Here is a 20,126-nt window from a genome sequence, read left to right as displayed (position 1 = left end):
TAAGTTAAGACAACTTATTACATATTTTATAAAACAGTGTCTTAACTAAGTTCATGTACTATTTATTTACTGTTTCAATAATTTTTGAAATTGTTTCCTTATTATCTACTCCCAACCCTTCTTGTTGATGTACTAATTCTCCTGCTGGATTAAAAACACTTATAATATTTGAATGCGAAAAATCTAACGGAGAAATTTCTTTATATTTTACCGCCAAAACATTAGCAAACTCTCTAACAGATGTTTTTGTTCCTTGTAAAAAGATCCAATGCTCATCATCCATAAGGTTTTCTTTTGCAAATGCTTTTAATCGTGTTGGCGTATCTGTTTCAGGGTCTATGCTTACCAATACATAGCTTAAATTATTATTGCATTTTTTAGGAATCTGATTTTCTATATTTCGCATGTCTGCAACCAACCTTGGGCAAGCTGCTTTACAGGTTGTGTAAATCATAACCATTACCAGCGTTTTTCCTCTTAAATCTTTTAATTCAATGGTATTTCCTTCTTCTGTATTCCATTTTGAATCTAAATTAAAAATAGATTCCTCTGATATTTTATCAGTGATTTCTTTTTTTGAAATGCTAGCCAATGGTTTTAAATCCATTTTACAAACAACGCAACTACCTTGAGTTATAAATGTTTTTTCTCCTTCGCATTTCATCGGACATTGATATGCCACGTTGTTTTTATTTGTTGATGTAGTTACTTCTTTTTTACATGATACAAAAGCTATTAACAACATTAATACAACTACAATTCTTTTATATTTTTTCATTTTTTAACATCTTTTACGCACCTAAATCCTAAATTTTTCATGGTGTATTTTGCTTTTAAACTTCCTCTAATAGCATATCGCATAAACGCAGCATAATTCATTAAATCTGTTGCTCCAATAGCTGCACTTCCACAGAATAAATTACTATCATTGTCAACATCTTTTCGAGATTCACCAGATACTAAAACCGAATTAAAATCAGCTGTCCACTCCCAAACTAAACCGTGTAAATCATACACTTTCCAATAATTTTTAAAAGTTGACCCGACATCATTATTAAAGCTTTTAGGCTTTTCGTACCAGCTTAAAATATAAGCATTGTAATTTTTTAACTTTCTAGCATCAGGTATTTTTTTATTCGCCATTGCTACATATTCCCATTCATCAATTGTTGGCAAACGTTTTCCTTGACATTCACAATATGCATTTGCTGCAAACCAACTAATGCTTGTTATTGGTGCTTTAGCTGATTGCTTATTACCAAATTCTGAATCTGATTTCCAATTTCTAAGATAACCACCATCTGCAAATAGTTTTTTTACTTTTGATCTTTTCCATTTTGGATTTTCTTTTACAAACTTTACATATTCTTGATTTGTAACTGGATAAACATCCATCAGAAAACCTGAAATAGTAACTTTCATGGAATCTCTTCCGTATAAAGGAATGTAAGTACTCCCTTTTATATTAACCATTTTAGATTGACAACTCATTTGAATTGTAAAAAAAGGAAACAAATAAATTATCAATCTTAAAACAGTTTTCATTAATTTAAAATTTAGTGAGTACTTTTTACTTCTTGTACATCAATTACTTTTACGTTTGTTTTATTATTATCCCAAGAGTTATAAATATACGTTAACACATCTGCAACTTCATCATCAGCTAATGTTTGCTTAGTCATAACACTATTGTATTTTTTACCATTTACCGTAATTTCACCTGTTTTACCATGCAGTACAATACCTATAGCTCTTTTTACATCTGCATTTAAATAATCTGATTTTGCTAAAGGAGGAAATGCATTCGGAATCCCTTCTCCACTTGCTTGGTGACATGCAAAACATGTTTTAGTGTAAATTTGTTTACCTGAAGCTATTTTTTCTGCTAAAGATTTTTCAGAACTTCTTTTAGCAACTTCTTTTTTAGTAACATCTGGCATTTCTTGTAATGTACCTCCTTCTGGATTGTATATTCCTTCTTGTTTTACACCAGAATACAATTTTTTACTTTCTTCACCTTTTACTTTTAACATCCCTAAGGCTCCTTTATTAAAAGCTCTAAAAATTGCATGATCTACTAGTATAAAAGTACCTGGAACATCTACTTTAAAATCTACAATTGCTGCTCCACCTGCCGGAATTGATGTTGTTTGCACATTAGTATTAATTAAATCTCCCCCTTCAACATGAACACTGTCAAAAATTTCACCAATTACGTGAAATGAAGACGTTAAATTTGATCCTCCATTACCCACATACAAACGTACTGTTTCACCTACATTTGCCGTAATGGCATTATCACCTGTTAACGCACCAACTTTACCATTAAACACTACATAATCTGCATCTTCTTCTACCGCCTTTCTCATATCAAAAGCTTGTAAGCCTGGTGCTCCATTTTCTCCTTTGGTATAAAAATCTCCTTGCATAATATAGTATTCTTTATCAACTTTAGGTAAACCTCCTTCTGGTTCAACTAAAATTAAACCATACATTCCGTTAGCAATATGCATTCCTACAGGAGCTGTTGCACAGTGATATACATACAAACCTGGGTTTAAGGTTTTAAAAGAGAATGTTTTTTCATGACCTGGTGCTACAAATGATGATGTTGCTCCACCTCCTGGATCGGTAACCGCATGTAAATCTATATTATGCGGCAATTTATTATCTGGATGATTTGATAAGGTAAATTCTACCTCATCACCAACTCTTGTTCTAATAAAACTCCCAGGTACAGAACCTCCAAAAGTCCAATACATGTACTTAACTCCATCAGTCATGGTTCCTTCTTTTTCAAGAATTTCCATATTGACCAATAATTTTTTCGCTCTTCTATTTCCTACAGGAGCAGGTACATGCGGTGGTGCTGTTAATTCAGCTTCTATAGTACCTTTAACAACTATTTCAGCAGCGTTTTTCATTGCTGAATCCTTACCTTCTTTCTTGTCATTACTACAACTTGTAACTAATAATGTTACCGTGAAAAATAATGCGCTTAATTTTAAATATTTCATCATACTATTTTTGTTATAATTCTTTTAATTCTACAATTTCGATATTTTTTTAATTTTCTACTCTCAAAACATTAAGTATAAAAACATAATTAATTGTTGTTATAATGTTCTAAAGAATTCTAAAATCTGTCTAGCTTCCTCTTTCGATAAATTTTGATTTGCCATTGGAGAACCTTTAAATTTGACTAATAATTCTTTAGCTATTGGATCTTTTTTAACCATTTCTTCAGGATTCATAATCATATTCATTACCCATTCTGGAGAACGTCTTTTTAAAACACCTGTAGGATTTGGTCCAATAAACTTTCTGTTTGTTCTATGGCAAGAAGAGCATTTTTTTGAACAAAAGTTTTCCTTTATCAGCCATCATCTCATCAATTTTTGTGGTTATTGTAATAGATTTAATAGGATCAATACCCTTGTTATTTAAATCTATCGTACCCGTTTGTTCAATTTTCTTTTCAATTGTTTTAATTGGTACAGTTTTAATAACTTCTTTTTTTTCTTTTGATGAATTATATGAAGGTGCTGTTTTCTCTTTTCCTCCACAACTAATAAATATAGACACTAATATAAATAAGAATCCCTTTTGTAGTTTTTTCATTTTAAATGATTTTTATGTACCTCAGCTACTTTCCTTCTGTATATTATCTAGTAGCTTTTTTTATTTTATACAAAATTAAAGCAGTTAGTAATTTAAAAATATGATTAATATCATATTAAAAGACTTTTTTGTCTTTTATTGAGATAAACTTACAGAAGTTTACAAAGTTGTTTATCTAAATGTTTCCAACAACTATAATTAATAGAATCAAATACTTCAATCATTTTAATTCCATAAGGTGTCAGTTTCGTTCCACCACCGCTTGCTCCTCCCACACTCTTTATTACTAAAGGGTTCTGAGCATTCTTATTAACAGAATCTACTAAATTCCAAGCTTTTTTATAAGATATAGAAAGTTCTTTAGCAGATTTTAATAAAGACCCTGTTCTATTCAAAGATTTTAATAACTGAACTCTACCTTCACCTAAAAAAACTTTATCATCTACCTCAATCCAAATTCTACTTTTAATCTTGTACTTCATATATTATAAATAAATTATATGTACAAAAATAGAGTCATTAAAATACCTTAACTATGATATATATCACGTTTACAGTACTTTTATTTAAAATGAAAATAAATTAGATATAACATCTCTCACACAACAAAATACCAAATCCCTTACATCTAAGTAACTACACTGGTTTCGTTATATCTTCAAATACATAACGACCTGACTAATTGTTGATTATGACAAATATCATGTTTATGCTATTCTTTTATTTCGTAATTTGTTAAATAATTAAACTGATAAATTCATGCCCATAAAAAGTTATCTAGCCCATCCACTAGAAGGTAAAAAAGAAGAGCTTCAACAAGCTATTTCATTATTAAAAGGATGTGAAATAATTCCTGCAGAAAACGAGAATGTTTTAGTAGTTATTACAGAGACAAAAGATGATGCAGAAGATAAAAGTTTAAAAGAAAGTATCGAAACCATAAAAAGCTTAAAATTACTAGCCTTGGTTTCTGGATTTAATACACCACAAAAATAACGTAAGATATGAGCGCCTCTTTATCAAGTAGACGAAGTTTTATTAAAAAAATGGCTGCTACAGCAGCAATGACAGCTGCAGCAACCATGTTTCCTGGAATCGTTTTTGCTAGTGAGCAATTAGCAGGAATACCTGAAGGAAGTTTAGATTGGAAAAAAGGCCTTGTCGTTTTTGCGGTGTAGGTTGTGGTATTTTAGTTGGTGTAGAAAACGGAAAAGCCGTTGCTGTAAAAGGTGACCCTAATTCCACAGTAAATAAAGGTCTTTTATGTGTTAAAGGATACCACCAAACCATGTGTATTCAATCTAGCGACAGACTAACACATGCTTTAGTAAAAAAGAATGGTAAGTACGTAAAAACGCCTATTAGCGATGCTTTAGATATTGTGGCTGATAAAATGAAAACTACCATAGACAAACATGGTAAAGATTCAGTTGCAATGTATACTTCAGGACAATCCACAATTCCCGAAGGTTATATCGCTTCTAAATTGATGAAAGGAGCTATTGGTACTAATAATTTAGATTGTAACGCTCGTTTATGTATGGCAAGTGCTGTTACCGGATTTTTAACCACTTTTGGTGCCGATGAACCTATGGGTTGTTATGATGATATAGACCATGCTGATTACTTTATTACTTGGGGAAATAACATGGCAGAAATGCACCCAGTATTGTTTTCACGAATGTTATCTCAAAAAAATAGTAGAGGTGCTAAAATTATCGATTTTGCTACACGAACAACCCGTTCTAGCATGGCTTCTGATAAATCAATTTTATTTGAACCTCAAACAGATTTAGCGGTTGCCAATGCAATTTGTTATGAAATAATACATAATGGATGGGTAAATAAATCGTTTGTAGAAAAACATTGTAGTTTTAATAAAGGAACTACAAATATAGGCTATGGTTTAGAAGATAATTTTAAATTTAAAGACAAGCCTGAAAAAATAAACTTTGAAGAATACAAAGCTTTTTTAGAAGATTACACACCTGAAAAAGTAGCAAAATACTCTAAAGTATCAGTTAAAGACATTAAATATTTAGCTGCTATTTATGGAAACCCAAATAGTAAAGTAGTTTCTTATTGGTGTATGGGAATGAACCAACACACCAGAGGAACTTGGATGAATAACTTAGTATATAACATTCACTTATTAACAGGTAAAATTTCACAACCTGGTAACGGATCTTTCTCTTTAACAGGACAACCGTCTGCATGTGGTACCGCTCGTGAAGTAGGAACTTTTACACATAAGTTACCACATGGAGTTGTAATGAATAAAAAAGATAGAGAAATGGCGGCAAGAATTTGGAAAGTTCCTGTAGATAGAATTCCCGCTAAACCTACCTATCACGCAACAGAAATGTTTAGAGCTGTAGATAGAGGTGAAATTAAATTTATTTGGACACAAGCTACGAACCCATTAGTTTCCTTACCAAAAACAAGTCGTTATCGCCCTGCGATGGAAAAAGAATCTTGTTTTGTAGTGGTTTCTGATGTATTCCCTACTCCTACTTCGGATGTTGCTGATGTTATTTTACCTGCAAGTTGGCATATCGAAAAATCTGGATTGTACGGTAACTCTGAGAGAAGAACTCAACATTGGGATAAAATGGTAGAAGCACCAGGTGATGCAACTCCAGATGCTTGGATGTTTATTGAAGTAGCTAAACGAATGGGGTATGGAGATTTATTTCCGTACAGTAAAGAAAATCACGTAGAAGAAATATACAACGAATACCGTCAGTTCCATGAAGGCGCAAAACACGGAATGGCACCTTTAGAGGTTTTAAAGAAAGAATCAGGAGCAATTTGGCCTTATGTTGAAGGAAAATCTACCCAATGGAGGTTCAATTCAAAATACGATCCTGCTTGTACTAACGGAGAAGATTTTCATTTTTATGGAAAACCTGATGGTAAAGCAGTTATTTGGCAACGTCCTTACGAACCTGCTCCTGAAATGCCAGACGAAGCTTATCCGTTTTGGTTAAACACAGGTCGTGTTATTGAACATTGGCATACCGGTTCTATGACCCGAAGAATACCCGTTTTACATAAAGCTGTACCAAATGCTTATGTAGAATTACACCCAGAAGATGCTAAAAAAATGCAAATTAGAAATGGGGAAAACATAAAAGTAACCTCAAGAAGAGGCTCTTGTATTTTACCTGCATCTATCAACGAAAGAGGATTACCTACCAAAGGACAGGTTTTTGTACCGTTTTTTGATGAAAACATGATGATTAATGATGTTACTTTAGATGCTTTTTGTCCGATTTCTAAAGAACCTGATTACAAAAAGTGTGCTGTTAAAATAGAAAAAGCATAGATTATGAAAAAACGATTAGGTATCATATCGCTATTTGTAGTATTGTTTATCGCTTTTATAACTATTTGGAATTATAGTTATTACCAAGGGCAAGAAGAAGCTTATATCCCAGTAAAAGAAAACGAAACAGCACCTATAATTCCTACCGAAGCTGGTGTTTTTAAACGAGCCGAACATGCTTTAGATTATACCAATATGCCTGTTGATTTTGAGCATCAAAGGAGTTTAGATAATTATTATGATAATAGAGCCTATCATGGTGCTCCGCCAAGTATTCCGCATGCAATAGAAGAACGCCAGAATATAGGTGATAATACTTGTTTAAAATGTCATGAAAACGGTGGTTTTGTAGCTAAGTTTAACGCTTATACACCTGTAACTCCGCATCCAGAATTGGTAAATTGTAAACAATGTCATGTACCTCAAAAATCAAAATCGCTATTTAAATCGGGTAATTTTGCAAAGGTACACGCTCCTAAAGTTGGTAACAATAATGCTTTAGTTACAAGTCCGCCCGTAATACCACATCAAACACAATTACGCGAAAACTGTTTGGCGTGTCATGCAGGACCAAGTGCTCCTAAAGAAATTCGTGTTTCACATCCAGAGCGAGTTAATTGTAGGCAATGTCACGTACCAAATACCAAAGAACTTACAGCCATTAAAGATTTTATAAGAAAACAATGATAAATATAAACTACATAAAACATTTTTGGATTTTAAGTATCACTTTTTTGTTGATAAATACTTCTTGTAAACATAAAGAAGATGAATATCATAGTGTTACCGATAAAATTGAAGCGAAAAGTAAACATTATAACGGCACTTCTATTTCATCAGAAAAATATATTGGAAATCTAAAATTAGTAGAAGTAACCGAAAATGGTATTACTTTTTCTATTCCCGAACGAAAAGGCGAAATAAAATCATACGCTTGTACCGAATGTCATAGCAAACCTTTACAGCAAATGCAACGTAAAGGATTAAAAAAAGCACATTGGAATATCAAATTAAATCATGCTGATGCCAATACCATGAGTTGTACTACTTGCCATAACGGAAGTAATATGGATGATTTAAGAAGTATAACAGGTCATAAAATCGACTTTAATAATAGTTATAAATTATGTAGTCAATGTCATCAAAAACAATATAAAGATTGGACAGGTGGCGTACACGGAAAAAAGATAGCTAGTTGGGCTCCTCCAAGAGCATCGATGACTTGTGTAAACTGTCATAATCCGCATTCGCCAGGTTTTGACACCAAATGGCCTGAGCGATTTAATACAAAAAAAGAAAAACAACGACAATAAACCTAACATTTGTTTAACATCATTTTTTGATGCTAACAATTTTATAGAAAGTATAATATATGAGTGGAATTGGAAAATATTTTAGGTTGAATTTAAATAGCACCACCAAGCAAGAATCTTCTGGAGGATGTGGTTGTGGTAGCACTTCTAACGGATGTGATTCTCATAAACCTAAAGAAGAATTAAGTAACGAAGAATTTTTTGAAGCCGCAGTTGATGCTGCTATTGGTGATGAAAGACATAAAGATGGTTTTGATCAGGTTTTTGATGTAAAAATGGATCGTAGATCTGCCTTTAAAAAATTAACTGCAAGTTTACTAATTGGTGCAGGTGCAGCTTCTTCGTGTACAAGTATTACCTCGAGCAAAGAATCAAAAGAAAAAGCACAAATAGACTGGGAAGAGCAATTTAAAGGAAACTATAAATTGATGGACGACAAAGAGAAAAACGCAACTGTTGATCGATTAGTGCGTTCGTACCAATTACGTACTGGTAAAAATGTAAGTATGTCTTCTAAAAATGCTGAAGAAGATGTGTTGTTCGGTTATGCTTTTAACATCTCTAAATGTCAGGGATATATGGATTGTGTGAGTGCCTGTGTTGAAGAAAATAATCAAGATAGAAACTCGCAAATGGAATATATCCGTATTCATGAAATGAAAGACGGAAAAGGTTTTAATTTTAATGAAGCTGATGATAATTATTATCACGAAGTACCTGCTGAAGGGCATTTTTATATGGGAACTCAGTGTTTTCATTGTGATAATCCGCCATGTGTAGAAGTTTGTCCAGTACAAGCTACTTGGCGAGAAGAAGACGGAATTGTAGTGGTTGATTACGATTGGTGTGTAGGTTGTAGATATTGTATGGCAGCTTGTCCTTATGATGGACGTCGTTTTAACTGGAGTAAACCCGAAGTTCCTGAAGAGGAAGTAAACAAAAACCAGCATTATTTAGGAAATAGAATGCGTAAAAAAGGCGTGATGGAAAAATGTACTTTTTGTGTGCAACGTTCTAGAGCCGGTAAAAATCCAGCTTGTGTTGAGGCTTGTCCTACCGGTGCACGTATTTTCGGTAATTTACTAGATCCTGAAAGCACGATTCGTTGGGTATTGGAAAATAAAAAAGTATTTAGATTAAAAGAAGATTTGGGTACAGAGCCTAAGTTCTGGTACTTTATGGATTAATTACTACTGCGTTAGGGATTGCAGTGATATCCTTTTATTTGACTCTTTGAGCGGAGCGGAAAAGTTGTCAAATAAAAGATTTAACGGAAAGCCCGACCGTTAGGGAACGCCCTAAAAAAATACTAAGAGTTATAATAAAAAATAAAATGAGAAGACTTAAAGTTTTTGGAAGTTTAATAAAAGACAGTTTAGATGTTATTACCCGAGGATCTAAAAGATATCATTTGTGGATGGGTTTTTTAACTTTAATAATGCTAATTGGTATGTATTGTTATTCCATTCAGTTAGAACACGGATTGAGTGTTACGGGAATGACAGATCGTGTTAGTTGGGGATTGTATATTTCTAATTTTACTTTTTTAGTTGGTGTAGCTGCCGCAGCAGTTATGTTAGTGATGCCAACCTATGTTTTAAAAGATGTAGATTTTAAACAAGCGGTATTAATTGGTGAAGGTTTGGCTGTTGCAGCATTAATAATGTGTTTAGCTTTTGTGGTTGCCGATATGGGTGGATCATCGGTTTTATGGCATATGATGCCTATTATAGGAGTTTTTAATTTCCCTAATTCGATGTTAACTTGGGATGTGATTGCTTTAAACGGTTACCTGTTTATTAATATTAGTATTCCGTTTTATATATTATTTAGACATTACCAAGGTAAAGAATCTAAGAAAAATGTGTATTTACCAGGAGCTATACTTTCAGTGTTTTGGGCAGTTGGTATTCACTTAGTAACCGCTTTTTTATACCAAGGTTTACAAGCAAAACCTTTTTGGAATACAGCATTGTTAGGTCCTCGTTTTTTAGCTTCGGCTTTTGCAGCGGGTCCTGCTTTAATTATTTTGGTATTGGCTATTATTAGAACCTATACCGAGTTTAAAATAGAAAATAAAACCATTAAAAAATTAGCTTTAGTAGTTACTGTTGCGGCTCAAATTAACTTAATTATGTTAATCTCTGAGTTATTTAAAGAATTTTATGCGCCTACACACCATAGTGAAAGTGCTTATTATTTATTTTTTGGATTGCACGGTAAAACAGCGTTGTTGCCTTGGATTTGGACAGCCATTACCTTAAATGTAATCGCAACCGTATTATTAACGTTTCATAAACTTCGTAATAATTTTAAAGTATTATTTTTTGCCTGTACAATTTTATTTATTGCAATTTGGATTGAAAAAGGCTTCGGTTTAATCGTTCCTGGATTTATTCCTGGACCTTACGGAAAAATAGCTGAATATACGCCTACAGGAATTGAAATTGGTGTTACTTTAGGTATTTGGGCAATGGGCGCACTTATTTTTACGGTATTGGCAAGAACGGCAATTCAAATTGAAATTGGTAAGTTGAGGTACAAGAAAAAATAAGGCAACACTTCTCTACTCTTTTGTTATTGCTATAATTTATGGTAGTTTTACCTTTTTATTTACAAAATGACAGTTGAAGATTTAGTAGGAAAATATAACATTATTGGTAATAACCAAGATGCAGAAAAGCACACTTATAAAGGTGTGCTTTCTTTAGTTTTAGATGCTAATAAGCGAATTAATGCTACATGGCTTATTAATAATGAACAAGAACAAATTGGTACTGGTTTTTTTAAAAATAATATTTTAGTCATCAATTTTAACTACAAAGGCGCCGATAAAAACATTTATAAAGGAGTGGTTGTTTATCAATGTATTTCTAAAGATATTTTAGATGGTTTTTGGTCTGAAAAACACGGAAACCCGTTATACTTAGGTGAAGAGCGTTGTTTTAGAATAAAAGAAAACGAACTTTTAAATTAGCTTTTTTTATGCAATGTCCTTGTAATCCATCAAAAAAATATAGTGCTTGTTGCCAAAAAGCGCATCAAAATATTGAAACAGTTTTAACTGCGGAACAATTAATGCGATCGCGATATAGTGCATTTGTATTGGCAAATATTAGTTACTTGCACGAAAGCCACCACTCCACTACTCGACCTACACAAAAAGAAAATAAAGAGATTTTAAGTTGGACAAAATCTGTAGAATGGGTAAAGTTAGAAGTTACAAATACAACTAAAGGAACATTTACAGATATAACCGGAACCGTTGAATTTAAAGCTTATTTTATAGAAAACGGAGCTATTGACCTAATTCATGAAAACTCTTCTTTTTGTAAAGAAAATAAACATTGGGTATATTTTAAAGCGAATTAACCCATGTGCAAAATTACACAATAATTAGTCTTTTTGTTATTTCAATGATAAAAACGCAATAAAAATAAAAATTATTTAAAAAAAGAGTACATTTGACCCAATGTTAAACAACAAAAGAAATATCAATTTTTCAGAGATCGTAAACTTTACGACTTCTTTTGTTGGCTCTACCATTATTTCTACTACAATTATTATTACCCTTTAAGGGTTTATTTACTACATATCATCCTGTATATATTTATTTTTTCAAAAAATTGAAAACAGATAAATAGCATCAAAAAAATACATCATTAATTACATTTATATCTTTTAAAATGAAAGTTTTAAAATTCGGAGGTTCATCAGTAGCCAATAGTCAAAACATTAATAAAGTACTTCAAATAGTAACAAATACTGCTTCAAAAGAAAAAATTGCAGTGGTCGTATCTGCATTTGGTAAAACTACCAATAAATTAATTGCAGCTGCAAATAATGCTGCCAATAATAATGCTTCGTACACCATACTTTTTGATGAAGTAAAAAAACTACACGTACAAGTTATTGCAGATTTAGTAAACAATACTGCACAAGATAAAGTACAGCAAAAAGTTAGTACATTATTTAACCAATTACAAACGTTACTAGAAGGTTGTTTTCTTTTAAAAGAAGTAACCCCAAAAACAATGGCAACTATTAGTAGTTTTGGCGAATTATTATCTTCATATATCATTTCTGAAGCTGCTAAAAACACCTTAAATGCTACTTATAAAGATAGTAGAGAACTTATTAGTACTTCTAATTTTTTTGATAAAGCTCAGGTAAATTTTATTGTTACAAATAAAAATTGTCAAGATTTTTTTAATAACAACGCACACCAAGTTACAGTTTTACCGGGATTTATTGCAAAATCAGAAAGTGGTTTAACAACAACTTTAGGAAGAGGTGGTTCTGATTATACTGCAGCAATTTACGCTGCTGCATTAAATGTAAGTGAACTACAAATATGGACAGATGTAAGTGGAATGTTTACTGCAAATCCTAGTGTGGTTAAACAAGCTTTTCCTATATCGAAAATTTCATATCAAGAAGCGATGGAGTTGTCTCATTTTGGAGCAAAAGTAATCTACCCTCCTACTATACAGCCAGTATTAGAAAAAGAAATTCCGATTGTTATCAAAAACACTTTCGAACCAGATAATGTGGGTACGTTAATTAGCAAAGAAGCTAAAAGTAAAAACCTTGTAAAAGGAATTACTCATATAGAAAACATCACGCTGTTAACACTAGAAGGTAGTGGAATGGTTGGAGTATCAGGTATATCTAAACGATTATTTGAAACGCTTTCTATTCAAGATGTTAATGTTGTTTTAATTACACAAGCCTCTTCTGAACATTCTATTTGTGTAGGTATTTATGATGAGGATACCCAAAAAGCAGCCAAAGCAATTAACGATGCTTTTGAGATAGAGATAGAACGTCATAAAATAAAACCTGTGATTGTAGAACAAGGCTTAGCTATTTTAGCTTTAGTAGGTGACAACATGAAAAATCATCAAGGTTTAAGCGGACAAATGTTTGGTACTTTGGGTAAAAACAATGTAAATATTAGAGCCATTGCTCAAGGCGCTTCACAAAAAAACATATCCGCAGTTATTGATAGTAAAGATGCTAAAAAAGGATTAAACATATTACATGAACAGTTTTTTGAAGAAAAAATAAAACAATTAAACTTGTTTGTTACAGGTGTTGGTAATGTTGGTGAGCGTTTATTAGCGCAAATACAACAACAAGAAAAGTATTTAAAGGAACATTTAAAATTGAACCTTAGAGTTGTTGGAATTGCCAATTCTAAAAAAATGGCTTTTGATGAAAATGGTATCAATTTAAATAATTGGAAAGAATTATTAACAAACGGAACACCTGCAACTCTTGATGATTTTTTTGCCAAAACAAAAAGCTACAACCTTCGTAATGCTGTTTTTGTAGACAATACTGCGAATCAAAAAGTTTCAGAAATTTACGAAAAATACTTACGCAATAATATTGCCGTAGTTACTTGTAATAAAATAGCCTGTGCTTCTGATTTAAACAACTACAAAACATTAAAAACAGTATCAAAAACATACAAAGCACCTTTTTTATTCGAAACCAATGTTGGTGCAGGTTTACCTATTATCGACACGTTAAAAAATTTAGTTGCTTCAGGTGATAGAGTTCATAAAATACAAGCCGTTTTATCGGGTAGTTTAAATTTTGTTTTTAATAATTTTAATGCTGCCAATACATTTCATGATGTTGTTACCGAAGCTCAAAAAGAAGGTTATACAGAACCAGATCCTAAAATTGATTTAAGTGGTGTTGATGTTGCCAGAAAAATATTAATTCTTGCTCGTGAAAGCGGATATAATTTAGAGTTATCTGACATTGAAAATAACTCGTTTTTATCAGAAAAAAGCTTAAAAACCGCTAATAATGATGATTTTTATGCTAGTTTAACCGAATTTGAAGCGGATTTTCAACAAATTTTTAAAGAAGCAAATGATAAAAATTGTCGCTTAAAATATGTTGCTGAATTTTCTGATGGTAAAGCAAAAGTTGGGCTACAACATATTCCGGCTAACCATCCTTTTTACAACTTAGAAGGAAGTGATAACATCGTGTTATTTTTTACTGATAGATATCCTATAAATCCACTACAAATAAAAGGTGCTGGTGCTGGTGCAGATGTTACCGCTTCAGGAATTTTTGCCGATATTATTAGAGTAGGAAATAATTAAATTTTGAGTTAAAAATATATCAAGAAGAAACTGTAAATACAGCTATCAACTTGCTATTAATTACATAAAAAATGAAATATATAAAAATATTTGCCCCAGCCACCGTTGCCAATGTTTCTTGCGGATTCGATTCTATGGGATTTGCTGTAGACACCATGGGTGATGAAATGACTTTTAGAAAAACAACAGAAAAAGGAGTCCGAATATCAAAAATTACAGGTACTGATGGCTTAAGTTTTAATCCAACAGAAAATGCAGCAGGAGTCGTTGCTTTAGCAATGTTAGCAAAGCATCCTGTTAATTTTGGTATTGAAATAACCATGCACAAAGGTTTTTCTCCAGGAAGCGGTTTGGGCAGTAGTGCCGCTAGTGCTGCTGGCGCTGCCTTTGGTGTAAACGAATTATTAAACAAACCTTTTTCTGCCCTAGAATTAACAAAATTCTCTATGTTAGGAGAAGAAGCTGCTTGCGGCACTCCAATTGCCGATAATGTTGCTGCTGCTGTTTACGGAGGTTTTGTGCTTATTAGAAGTTATGATCCTTTAGATATTATAAAACTACCGGTTCCTAATGAATTACAATTGGTAGCAATACATCCACAAATAGAAGTAAAAACAAAAGATGCTCGAGACGTTTTACCTAAAAACGTTCCTTTAAAAAGTGCTATTACCCAATGGGCAAATGTTGGAGGATTAGTAAGCGGTTTATACACCAACGATTATCAATTAATTAGCAATTCGTTAATCGATGTTATTGTTGAACCTGCTCGTAAACATTTAATTCCGCATTTCGATTTAGTTAAAAGTGAAGCTATCAAAGCAGGTGCTCTTGGTGCAGGAATTTCAGGATCTGGCTCTACCATTTTTGCATTGTGTAAAGGCAAAGAAATTGCTAAAAAAGTACAAGAAGCTATCCAAAACTCTTATGCAGATAAAAACATTAATTTTACACTTTTTTCATCAAAAATAAACACAGAAGGTATTCGGGTTTTAGAATCAGAATAATAACAACTTTTACTCATAAATTACTGCTAAATGCAACAACACAAACAACACAAAAATGAACTATTATAGTCTTAATAAAAAATCACCTAACGTTAACTTTAAAGATGCTGTAGTAAACGGATTAGCATCAGATAGAGGTTTGTATTTTCCTAAAAACATTACACCTTTATCAAAAGAGTTTATTAAAAATATTGATACCTATTCTAACAACGAAATAGCTTACGAAGTTATTAAACAGTTTGTAGGAGATGAAATTCCAACTGAAACACTAAAACAGATTATTAGTGAAACTTTATCTTTTGATTTTCCAGTAATTCCAATAGATGAAAACACAAGTACTTTAGAGCTTTTTAATGGTCCTACCATGGCTTTTAAAGATGTTGGTGCTCGTTTTATGGCACGTTGTTTAGGGTATTTTAACAGAAATAATAACAATAAAGTTACGGTACTGGTTGCTACTTCAGGGGATACTGGCGGAGCAGTTGCGGATGGATTTTTAGATGTAAAAGGTGTAGATGTTGTTATTTTATATCCTAGCGGAAAAGTAAGTGACATTCAAGAAAAACAATTAACTACTTTAGGTAAAAACATTACTGCTTTAGAGGTTGATGGTGTTTTTGATGATTGTCAGGATATGGTTAAAACTGCTTTTTTAGATGCTAAAATTAACCGTGTATTAACTTCAGCAAATTCAATTAACGTTGCTCGATGGTTACCGCAAATGTTTTACTTTTTCTTAGCTTACAAACAAGTTTACAAACAACAAAAAGACATTGTTTTTTCAGTGCCAAGTGGTAATTTCGGGAATATTTGTGCTGGTATTATGGCTCAGAAATTAGGATTACCTATTAAACATTTTGTTGCTGCAACCAACATAAACGATACCGTGCCTAATTATTTGGCAAATGGAATTTACAAACCAAAACCATCAAAAGCAACAATTTCTAATGCGATGGATGTAGGAAACCCTAGTAATTTTATCCGTATTCAAGAATTATTTAAAAATGATATTAAGGCATTAAAAAACACTTTTTCATCTTATTCTTTTTCTGATGATGAAACACAAGAAGCGATGAAAATTATTTATAAAAAAAGCAACTATATTGCTGATCCTCACGGTGCTGTTGGGTACTTAGGTGCTAAAGAGTATCAAAAAGAAAATCCAAATGATGTATGTATCTTTTTAGAAACCGCGCATCCTGTTAAGTTTTTAGAGGTGGTAGAAAATTCATTAAATGTTAAAATTGCAATTCCTAAACAGATTAAATCTGTTATTGATAAAGAAAAAAAATCTATAAAAATTAGCTCTTATAATGATTTAAAATCTTTTTTGAATGCTTAAAAAACCCACCTCCAAAAGCAAAATGTTTTTGAAGGTGGTTTTTAAATATTTTTTACTGTCTAAATAGTAGTATATTTTTAAATCCTATTTAGGTTTACTAAAATTAAGGAGTTACAAATTATTCATTTTACACAACTGCCCTTAATCTCAATCTCTTCAAATAGGTAAAGAAATACTACTTTTACCTATTAACACAACTTAAATCTGTCCTTAAAATATTTTGATTCTTGATAAAAGTAAACTTGATATTTCAATCTTACCCAATCATTATTTATTTAAAAAAATCTCATCTAAATACTCCAATTCAAAGGTTCATTATTTTTAGATGTAAGTAATCTGCAATTGTGTCTAAAAAACAATGGAATAACTACTGTTTTTTTTTAAAGTCTCCCGTTTTTATTAATTCCCTGATTACCATCATAGTGATGCTTTATTTTAATTAAACTATATTTAATTTTTCAAATTCTGATTCATTTTTATAAATAATAGTAATGTCTATAATCGGTTAAAATTTTAATTAGGTATAGATTACTTTCAACATCTTATGCCTTACATTTAAGATCATTTTAATATTCACTTTTTATAAAATTAAAATTTGTAATCCAATTAGCTGTTTATTTTATAATTAACTTATTATTTATGAATAAAGCACAACGAATTTTATTAGGTTATTTTAAAAACTTTATTCCTGGGAAATAAAACACCTCACTTTCATTACTAATTCGTAATGTATTTATCAATATTGAAATGAAATTGATGAAATATAAAATGCCTATAACAATAAAAAATATATTTAAATTCATATTCTTTATAAGCCCAATTTTTGATAAAAAAAACATTAATATTGGGATGAAAAATAACATAATTGTCCATGTTATTTCAAAATTGATTAAATCTCCTCCAAGTTTATTGATCTTCTTAATTTTCCCTTTTTTGGAAGTCCAAATTATAAATGGAATTAATATTCCTAATAATGGAAAAAATAGAAAGGTTAATGCAGAAAGATTAAGATATATCAAATATTTTTTATCTTCTTTTATTGACCAATCAATCAATTCGTCTGGACTTACATTTAAAGCATTTGCTAAACGTTTTAATGATTCACCAGTAGGGTTAGACTCCCCTTTTTCAATTCTCTGAATTGTACGTAAACTTAATCCTGATTCTTCAGCAAGAAATTCTTGAGATATTCCTTTTTGATTTCTTAATTCTTTAACTCTAATTGCTAAATGGTTTTTATCCATTTTATTGTGTTTTTATTTTTAATTCATTTTTTTGTCTCATAATTGTAATAGTTATTATTCCTAAAATAAAAGCAGGTATAATTTGAACCAAAGAACCATATACTACATGATTTAATAAAGCTTGTTCAAAACTATTATAGTATAATCCATAATGAGTACCTATTTCCCATTTTGTATCTACCCACCAAAGAATTGCAACAGGAATTCTAGAAAATGGGGAGAACACAACTAAACTTAGCAACAAAATTCCAATTGCCTTTTTCTCTTTATAAACTTTCATCCCTAAATAGATTGCAAAACCTAAGGTTAACCAAAGTAATCCGATTAAAAAAATAGCATATTCTGGTAAGCCAATCAACTCCAAACAATATCTAACTGGTGTTAGAAATAATGAAATAATAATTGGAATTTTAGCATAATCAACAGCTTGTTGTAATATTATTTTTTTATTATGTACCATATAATTATCTTTTTTTAGCTGTAATTTTACGACCAGATTGATTCATGGTTAAACTTATCATCTGATTATCCTCTTTATTAAATATAACTTCAACTTTTAATTCTTTTACAAAAAAGTGATTTTCTTTTGCTGCAAATAACGGAATTCTTTTTGTTTGACCCGGTGCTAGTAAATACAAATGATTTGTTTCATCAATACCAATTGTAAGAGAAACATTTGATCTTACTTCATAAGAACCCACATATTCTCTTAGTTTTTTAAGATCGACTTTAATTGATTTTCTTTCTGAGGTAATCTTTTTATCTACTTTTGGAATAAAAATAAACTGGCTTGCTACTTCTTTAGCTAAAGAACTGATTTTTTTACAATTACAATTAGATAAAGCCGTAATATATACCTTTTCTTTCGGTAAAAATACAGAAAGAGATGTAAATCCTTTTGTGCTTCCTGTATGTGCAATTACTGGAGATTTACCTAATTTTGAAAATCTAAATCCGTATCCGTAAGGTATTTTTTTACCATTATTTAAAAGAGTTGGTGTCATCGCTTTTTTTATACTAGACGCTTTTAAAAGAGTGTTAGAAAACAAGGCGTTTTGCCATTTCAAAAGATCGCTAGTAGTTGATAAAATTCCACCTGCAGAATACGCTAACGACAAGTTCATATCATCTACTTTTATGATTTTATTTCTTTCAACCTTATAGCCTAAAACACTTTTTTGTATAATTTGATTCTTTTTTCCATAGGAAGAAGAATTCATGTCTACTTTATCAAAAATATGCTCTTTTATAAATTCACCATACGATTTCTTAGAAACTATTTCTATAATCTTTCCTAATAAAATATAGCCAGCATTACTATATTTAAATTGCTCTCCAGGAAAAAATTCTAGGGGTTCGTTTTTAAAATACGCTATGAGTTCTGTTGGAGACACATCAGTTCTAGAAATAAAATTTTTATCACTTAAAAGGGTTTTATTTTTTATTCCTGAAGTGTGATTTAATAAATGATGTATGGTAATACCTTGCCCAATACCAGCATACTGTGGAATGTATCTTTCAATTTTATCTTTTAAATTAAGTTTACCTTGCTCTGCTAGTAATAAAATAGAAATCGCAGTAAATTGTTTAGTAATTGAACCTATTTGAAAAATACTTTTCGTTTGTAAAGAAGTATTTAGCTCTAAGTTAGCTTTTCCTAAAGCTTTGTGATAAATCGTTTTTCCATCTTTAGCTACCAAAAAAGAAATTCCAGGTTCATTATCATTATAATTTAAAGAAATTATTGAGTCAATTTTTGATTCATAGTTTTGACTAAAACTTAAAAATGTAATCAAAAAGAAAGTAATTGATGTAAAATAGTTTTTCATTTATTTGTGTTTAAAATTTGCTATGCAAAATTAAATACAATATACAGTGACACTTACGCCAAGCTTATGACATTATTATGACATCTGAGGTAATCCTAATAAAAACAGATGATTTTAAGCTTAATTTCATGAAATATTGAGAATTATAAATCAATAACTGTTTCTTTTTTATCAAGATTTTGATAAAGAGAAACTAGATAATTTTCAAACTTTCCCTACATTTTAAGTTCTCTTTTATTTTTCATGTAAGCTATATTTAACTGTTTTACTTCTCTGCTAAAAAGATTATTTATTAATGAACCTATTGCAAAAAAAAT

Annotated in this window: 21 protein-coding genes; 12 read left to right on the top strand and 9 right to left on the bottom strand. The window is 31.0% G+C overall.

Annotated features, from left to right (window positions below; genetic code table 11):
* Positions 1 to 58: 58 nt before the first annotated feature.
* From PG912_RS06250 to PG912_RS06230, 6 genes are all read right to left on the bottom strand, one after another.
* Positions 59 to 778 carry an SCO family protein gene (locus PG912_RS06250; RefSeq protein WP_275688896.1) on the bottom strand — a complete coding sequence of 240 codons (720 nt, stop codon included), beginning with the start codon at positions 776 to 778 and terminating at the stop codon, positions 59 to 61.
* A complete protein-coding gene (locus PG912_RS06245) occupies positions 775 to 1,545 on the bottom strand; it encodes a formylglycine-generating enzyme family protein (protein ID WP_275688895.1) in 771 nt (256 codons plus the stop codon). The genes PG912_RS06250 and PG912_RS06245 overlap by 4 nt, the downstream gene beginning before the upstream one ends.
* An 11-nt stretch (positions 1,546 to 1,556) precedes the next feature.
* A complete protein-coding gene (gene nirK / locus PG912_RS06240; RefSeq protein WP_275689023.1) occupies positions 1,557 to 3,017 on the bottom strand; it encodes a copper-containing nitrite reductase in 1,461 nt (486 codons plus the stop codon).
* A gap of 99 nt (positions 3,018 to 3,116) precedes the next feature.
* Complete coding sequence (locus tag PG912_RS13665) at positions 3,117 to 3,317, bottom strand: hypothetical protein (RefSeq protein WP_333780701.1); 201 nt, start codon at positions 3,315 to 3,317, stop codon at positions 3,117 to 3,119.
* Between the two features lie 16 nt (positions 3,318 to 3,333).
* Positions 3,334 to 3,621: a hypothetical protein gene (locus PG912_RS13660; RefSeq protein WP_333780691.1), complete on the bottom strand. Its 288-nt coding sequence runs from the start codon at positions 3,619 to 3,621 to the stop codon at positions 3,334 to 3,336.
* 149 nt (positions 3,622 to 3,770) lie between these two features.
* Complete coding sequence (locus PG912_RS06230) at positions 3,771 to 4,103, bottom strand: winged helix-turn-helix domain-containing protein (protein WP_275688894.1); 333 nt, start codon at positions 4,101 to 4,103, stop codon at positions 3,771 to 3,773.
* 277 nt (positions 4,104 to 4,380) lie between these two features.
* Between PG912_RS06230 and PG912_RS06225 the strand changes: the two genes are divergently transcribed.
* The 12 genes from PG912_RS06225 (at position 4,381) to thrC (ending at position 16,736) form a co-directional block, all read left to right on the top strand.
* Positions 4,381 to 4,617 (top strand): hypothetical protein, encoded by a 237-nt coding sequence (locus PG912_RS06225; RefSeq protein WP_275688893.1) that lies wholly within the window; start codon positions 4,381 to 4,383, stop codon positions 4,615 to 4,617.
* An 8-nt stretch (positions 4,618 to 4,625) separates the two neighbouring features.
* On the top strand, positions 4,626 to 4,799 hold the full coding sequence (locus PG912_RS06220) for a twin-arginine translocation signal domain-containing protein (protein ID WP_275688892.1): 174 nt from the start codon (positions 4,626 to 4,628) through the stop codon (positions 4,797 to 4,799).
* Positions 4,766 to 6,949, top strand: coding sequence for a molybdopterin-dependent oxidoreductase (locus PG912_RS06215; protein ID WP_275688891.1), 2,184 nt, complete (start codon positions 4,766 to 4,768; stop codon positions 6,947 to 6,949). The genes PG912_RS06220 and PG912_RS06215 overlap by 34 nt, the downstream gene beginning before the upstream one ends.
* 3 nt (positions 6,950 to 6,952) lie before the next feature.
* Complete coding sequence (locus tag PG912_RS06210) at positions 6,953 to 7,636, top strand: nitrate reductase cytochrome c-type subunit (protein ID WP_275688890.1); 684 nt, start codon at positions 6,953 to 6,955, stop codon at positions 7,634 to 7,636.
* Positions 7,633 to 8,262 (top strand): cytochrome c3 family protein, encoded by a 630-nt coding sequence (locus PG912_RS06205; RefSeq protein ID WP_275688889.1) that lies wholly within the window; start codon positions 7,633 to 7,635, stop codon positions 8,260 to 8,262. Before PG912_RS06210 ends, PG912_RS06205 begins: the two co-directional genes overlap by 4 nt.
* 59 nt (positions 8,263 to 8,321) lie before the next feature.
* Positions 8,322 to 9,449, top strand: a complete 1,128-nt coding sequence (locus PG912_RS06200; RefSeq protein WP_275688888.1) for a 4Fe-4S dicluster domain-containing protein — start codon at positions 8,322 to 8,324, stop codon at positions 9,447 to 9,449.
* 146 nt (positions 9,450 to 9,595) lie between these two features.
* Positions 9,596 to 10,816, top strand: a complete 1,221-nt coding sequence (dsrP, locus tag PG912_RS06195; protein WP_275688887.1) for a sulfate reduction electron transfer complex DsrMKJOP subunit DsrP — start codon at positions 9,596 to 9,598, stop codon at positions 10,814 to 10,816.
* Positions 10,817 to 10,882: 66 nt separating this feature from the next.
* Positions 10,883 to 11,239 carry a hypothetical protein gene (locus PG912_RS06190; RefSeq protein WP_275688886.1) on the top strand — a complete coding sequence of 119 codons (357 nt, stop codon included), beginning with the start codon at positions 10,883 to 10,885 and terminating at the stop codon, positions 11,237 to 11,239.
* Between the two features lie 8 nt (positions 11,240 to 11,247).
* Entirely contained in the window at positions 11,248 to 11,634 is a 387-nt protein-coding gene (locus tag PG912_RS06185) for a YchJ family protein (protein WP_275688885.1), read from the top strand.
* Positions 11,635 to 11,948: 314 nt separating this feature from the next.
* On the top strand, positions 11,949 to 14,390 hold the full coding sequence (gene thrA, locus PG912_RS06180) for a bifunctional aspartate kinase/homoserine dehydrogenase I (protein WP_275688884.1): 2,442 nt from the start codon (positions 11,949 to 11,951) through the stop codon (positions 14,388 to 14,390).
* Positions 14,391 to 14,461: 71 nt separating this feature from the next.
* Positions 14,462 to 15,394, top strand: coding sequence for a homoserine kinase (locus PG912_RS06175; protein WP_275688883.1), 933 nt, complete (start codon positions 14,462 to 14,464; stop codon positions 15,392 to 15,394).
* A gap of 55 nt (positions 15,395 to 15,449) precedes the next feature.
* Positions 15,450 to 16,736: a threonine synthase gene (thrC, locus tag PG912_RS06170; RefSeq protein WP_275688882.1), complete on the top strand. Its 1,287-nt coding sequence runs from the start codon at positions 15,450 to 15,452 to the stop codon at positions 16,734 to 16,736.
* Between the two features lie 668 nt (positions 16,737 to 17,404).
* Here the strand turns inward: thrC and PG912_RS06165 are convergent.
* From PG912_RS06165 to PG912_RS06155, 3 genes are read right to left on the bottom strand one after another with little or no spacing between them, the layout of a single operon-like run.
* Positions 17,405 to 17,980 carry a helix-turn-helix domain-containing protein gene (locus PG912_RS06165; protein WP_275688881.1) on the bottom strand — a complete coding sequence of 192 codons (576 nt, stop codon included), beginning with the start codon at positions 17,978 to 17,980 and terminating at the stop codon, positions 17,405 to 17,407.
* Between the two features lies 1 nt (position 17,981).
* Positions 17,982 to 18,440, bottom strand: a complete 459-nt coding sequence (locus PG912_RS06160; RefSeq protein ID WP_275688880.1) for a hypothetical protein — start codon at positions 18,438 to 18,440, stop codon at positions 17,982 to 17,984.
* Positions 18,441 to 18,444: 4 nt separating this feature from the next.
* Positions 18,445 to 19,809 carry a serine hydrolase domain-containing protein gene (locus tag PG912_RS06155; RefSeq protein ID WP_275688879.1) on the bottom strand — a complete coding sequence of 455 codons (1,365 nt, stop codon included), beginning with the start codon at positions 19,807 to 19,809 and terminating at the stop codon, positions 18,445 to 18,447.
* Positions 19,810 to 20,126: the final 317 nt, after the last annotated feature.

It is taken from the genome of Tenacibaculum retecalamus (assembly GCF_027941755.1).
GTDB lineage: Bacteria > Bacteroidota > Bacteroidia > Flavobacteriales > Flavobacteriaceae > Polaribacter > Polaribacter haliotis_B.
Note: the sequence above shows the minus strand (reverse complement) of the source record. Positions and strands in the feature narration are given on the sequence as shown.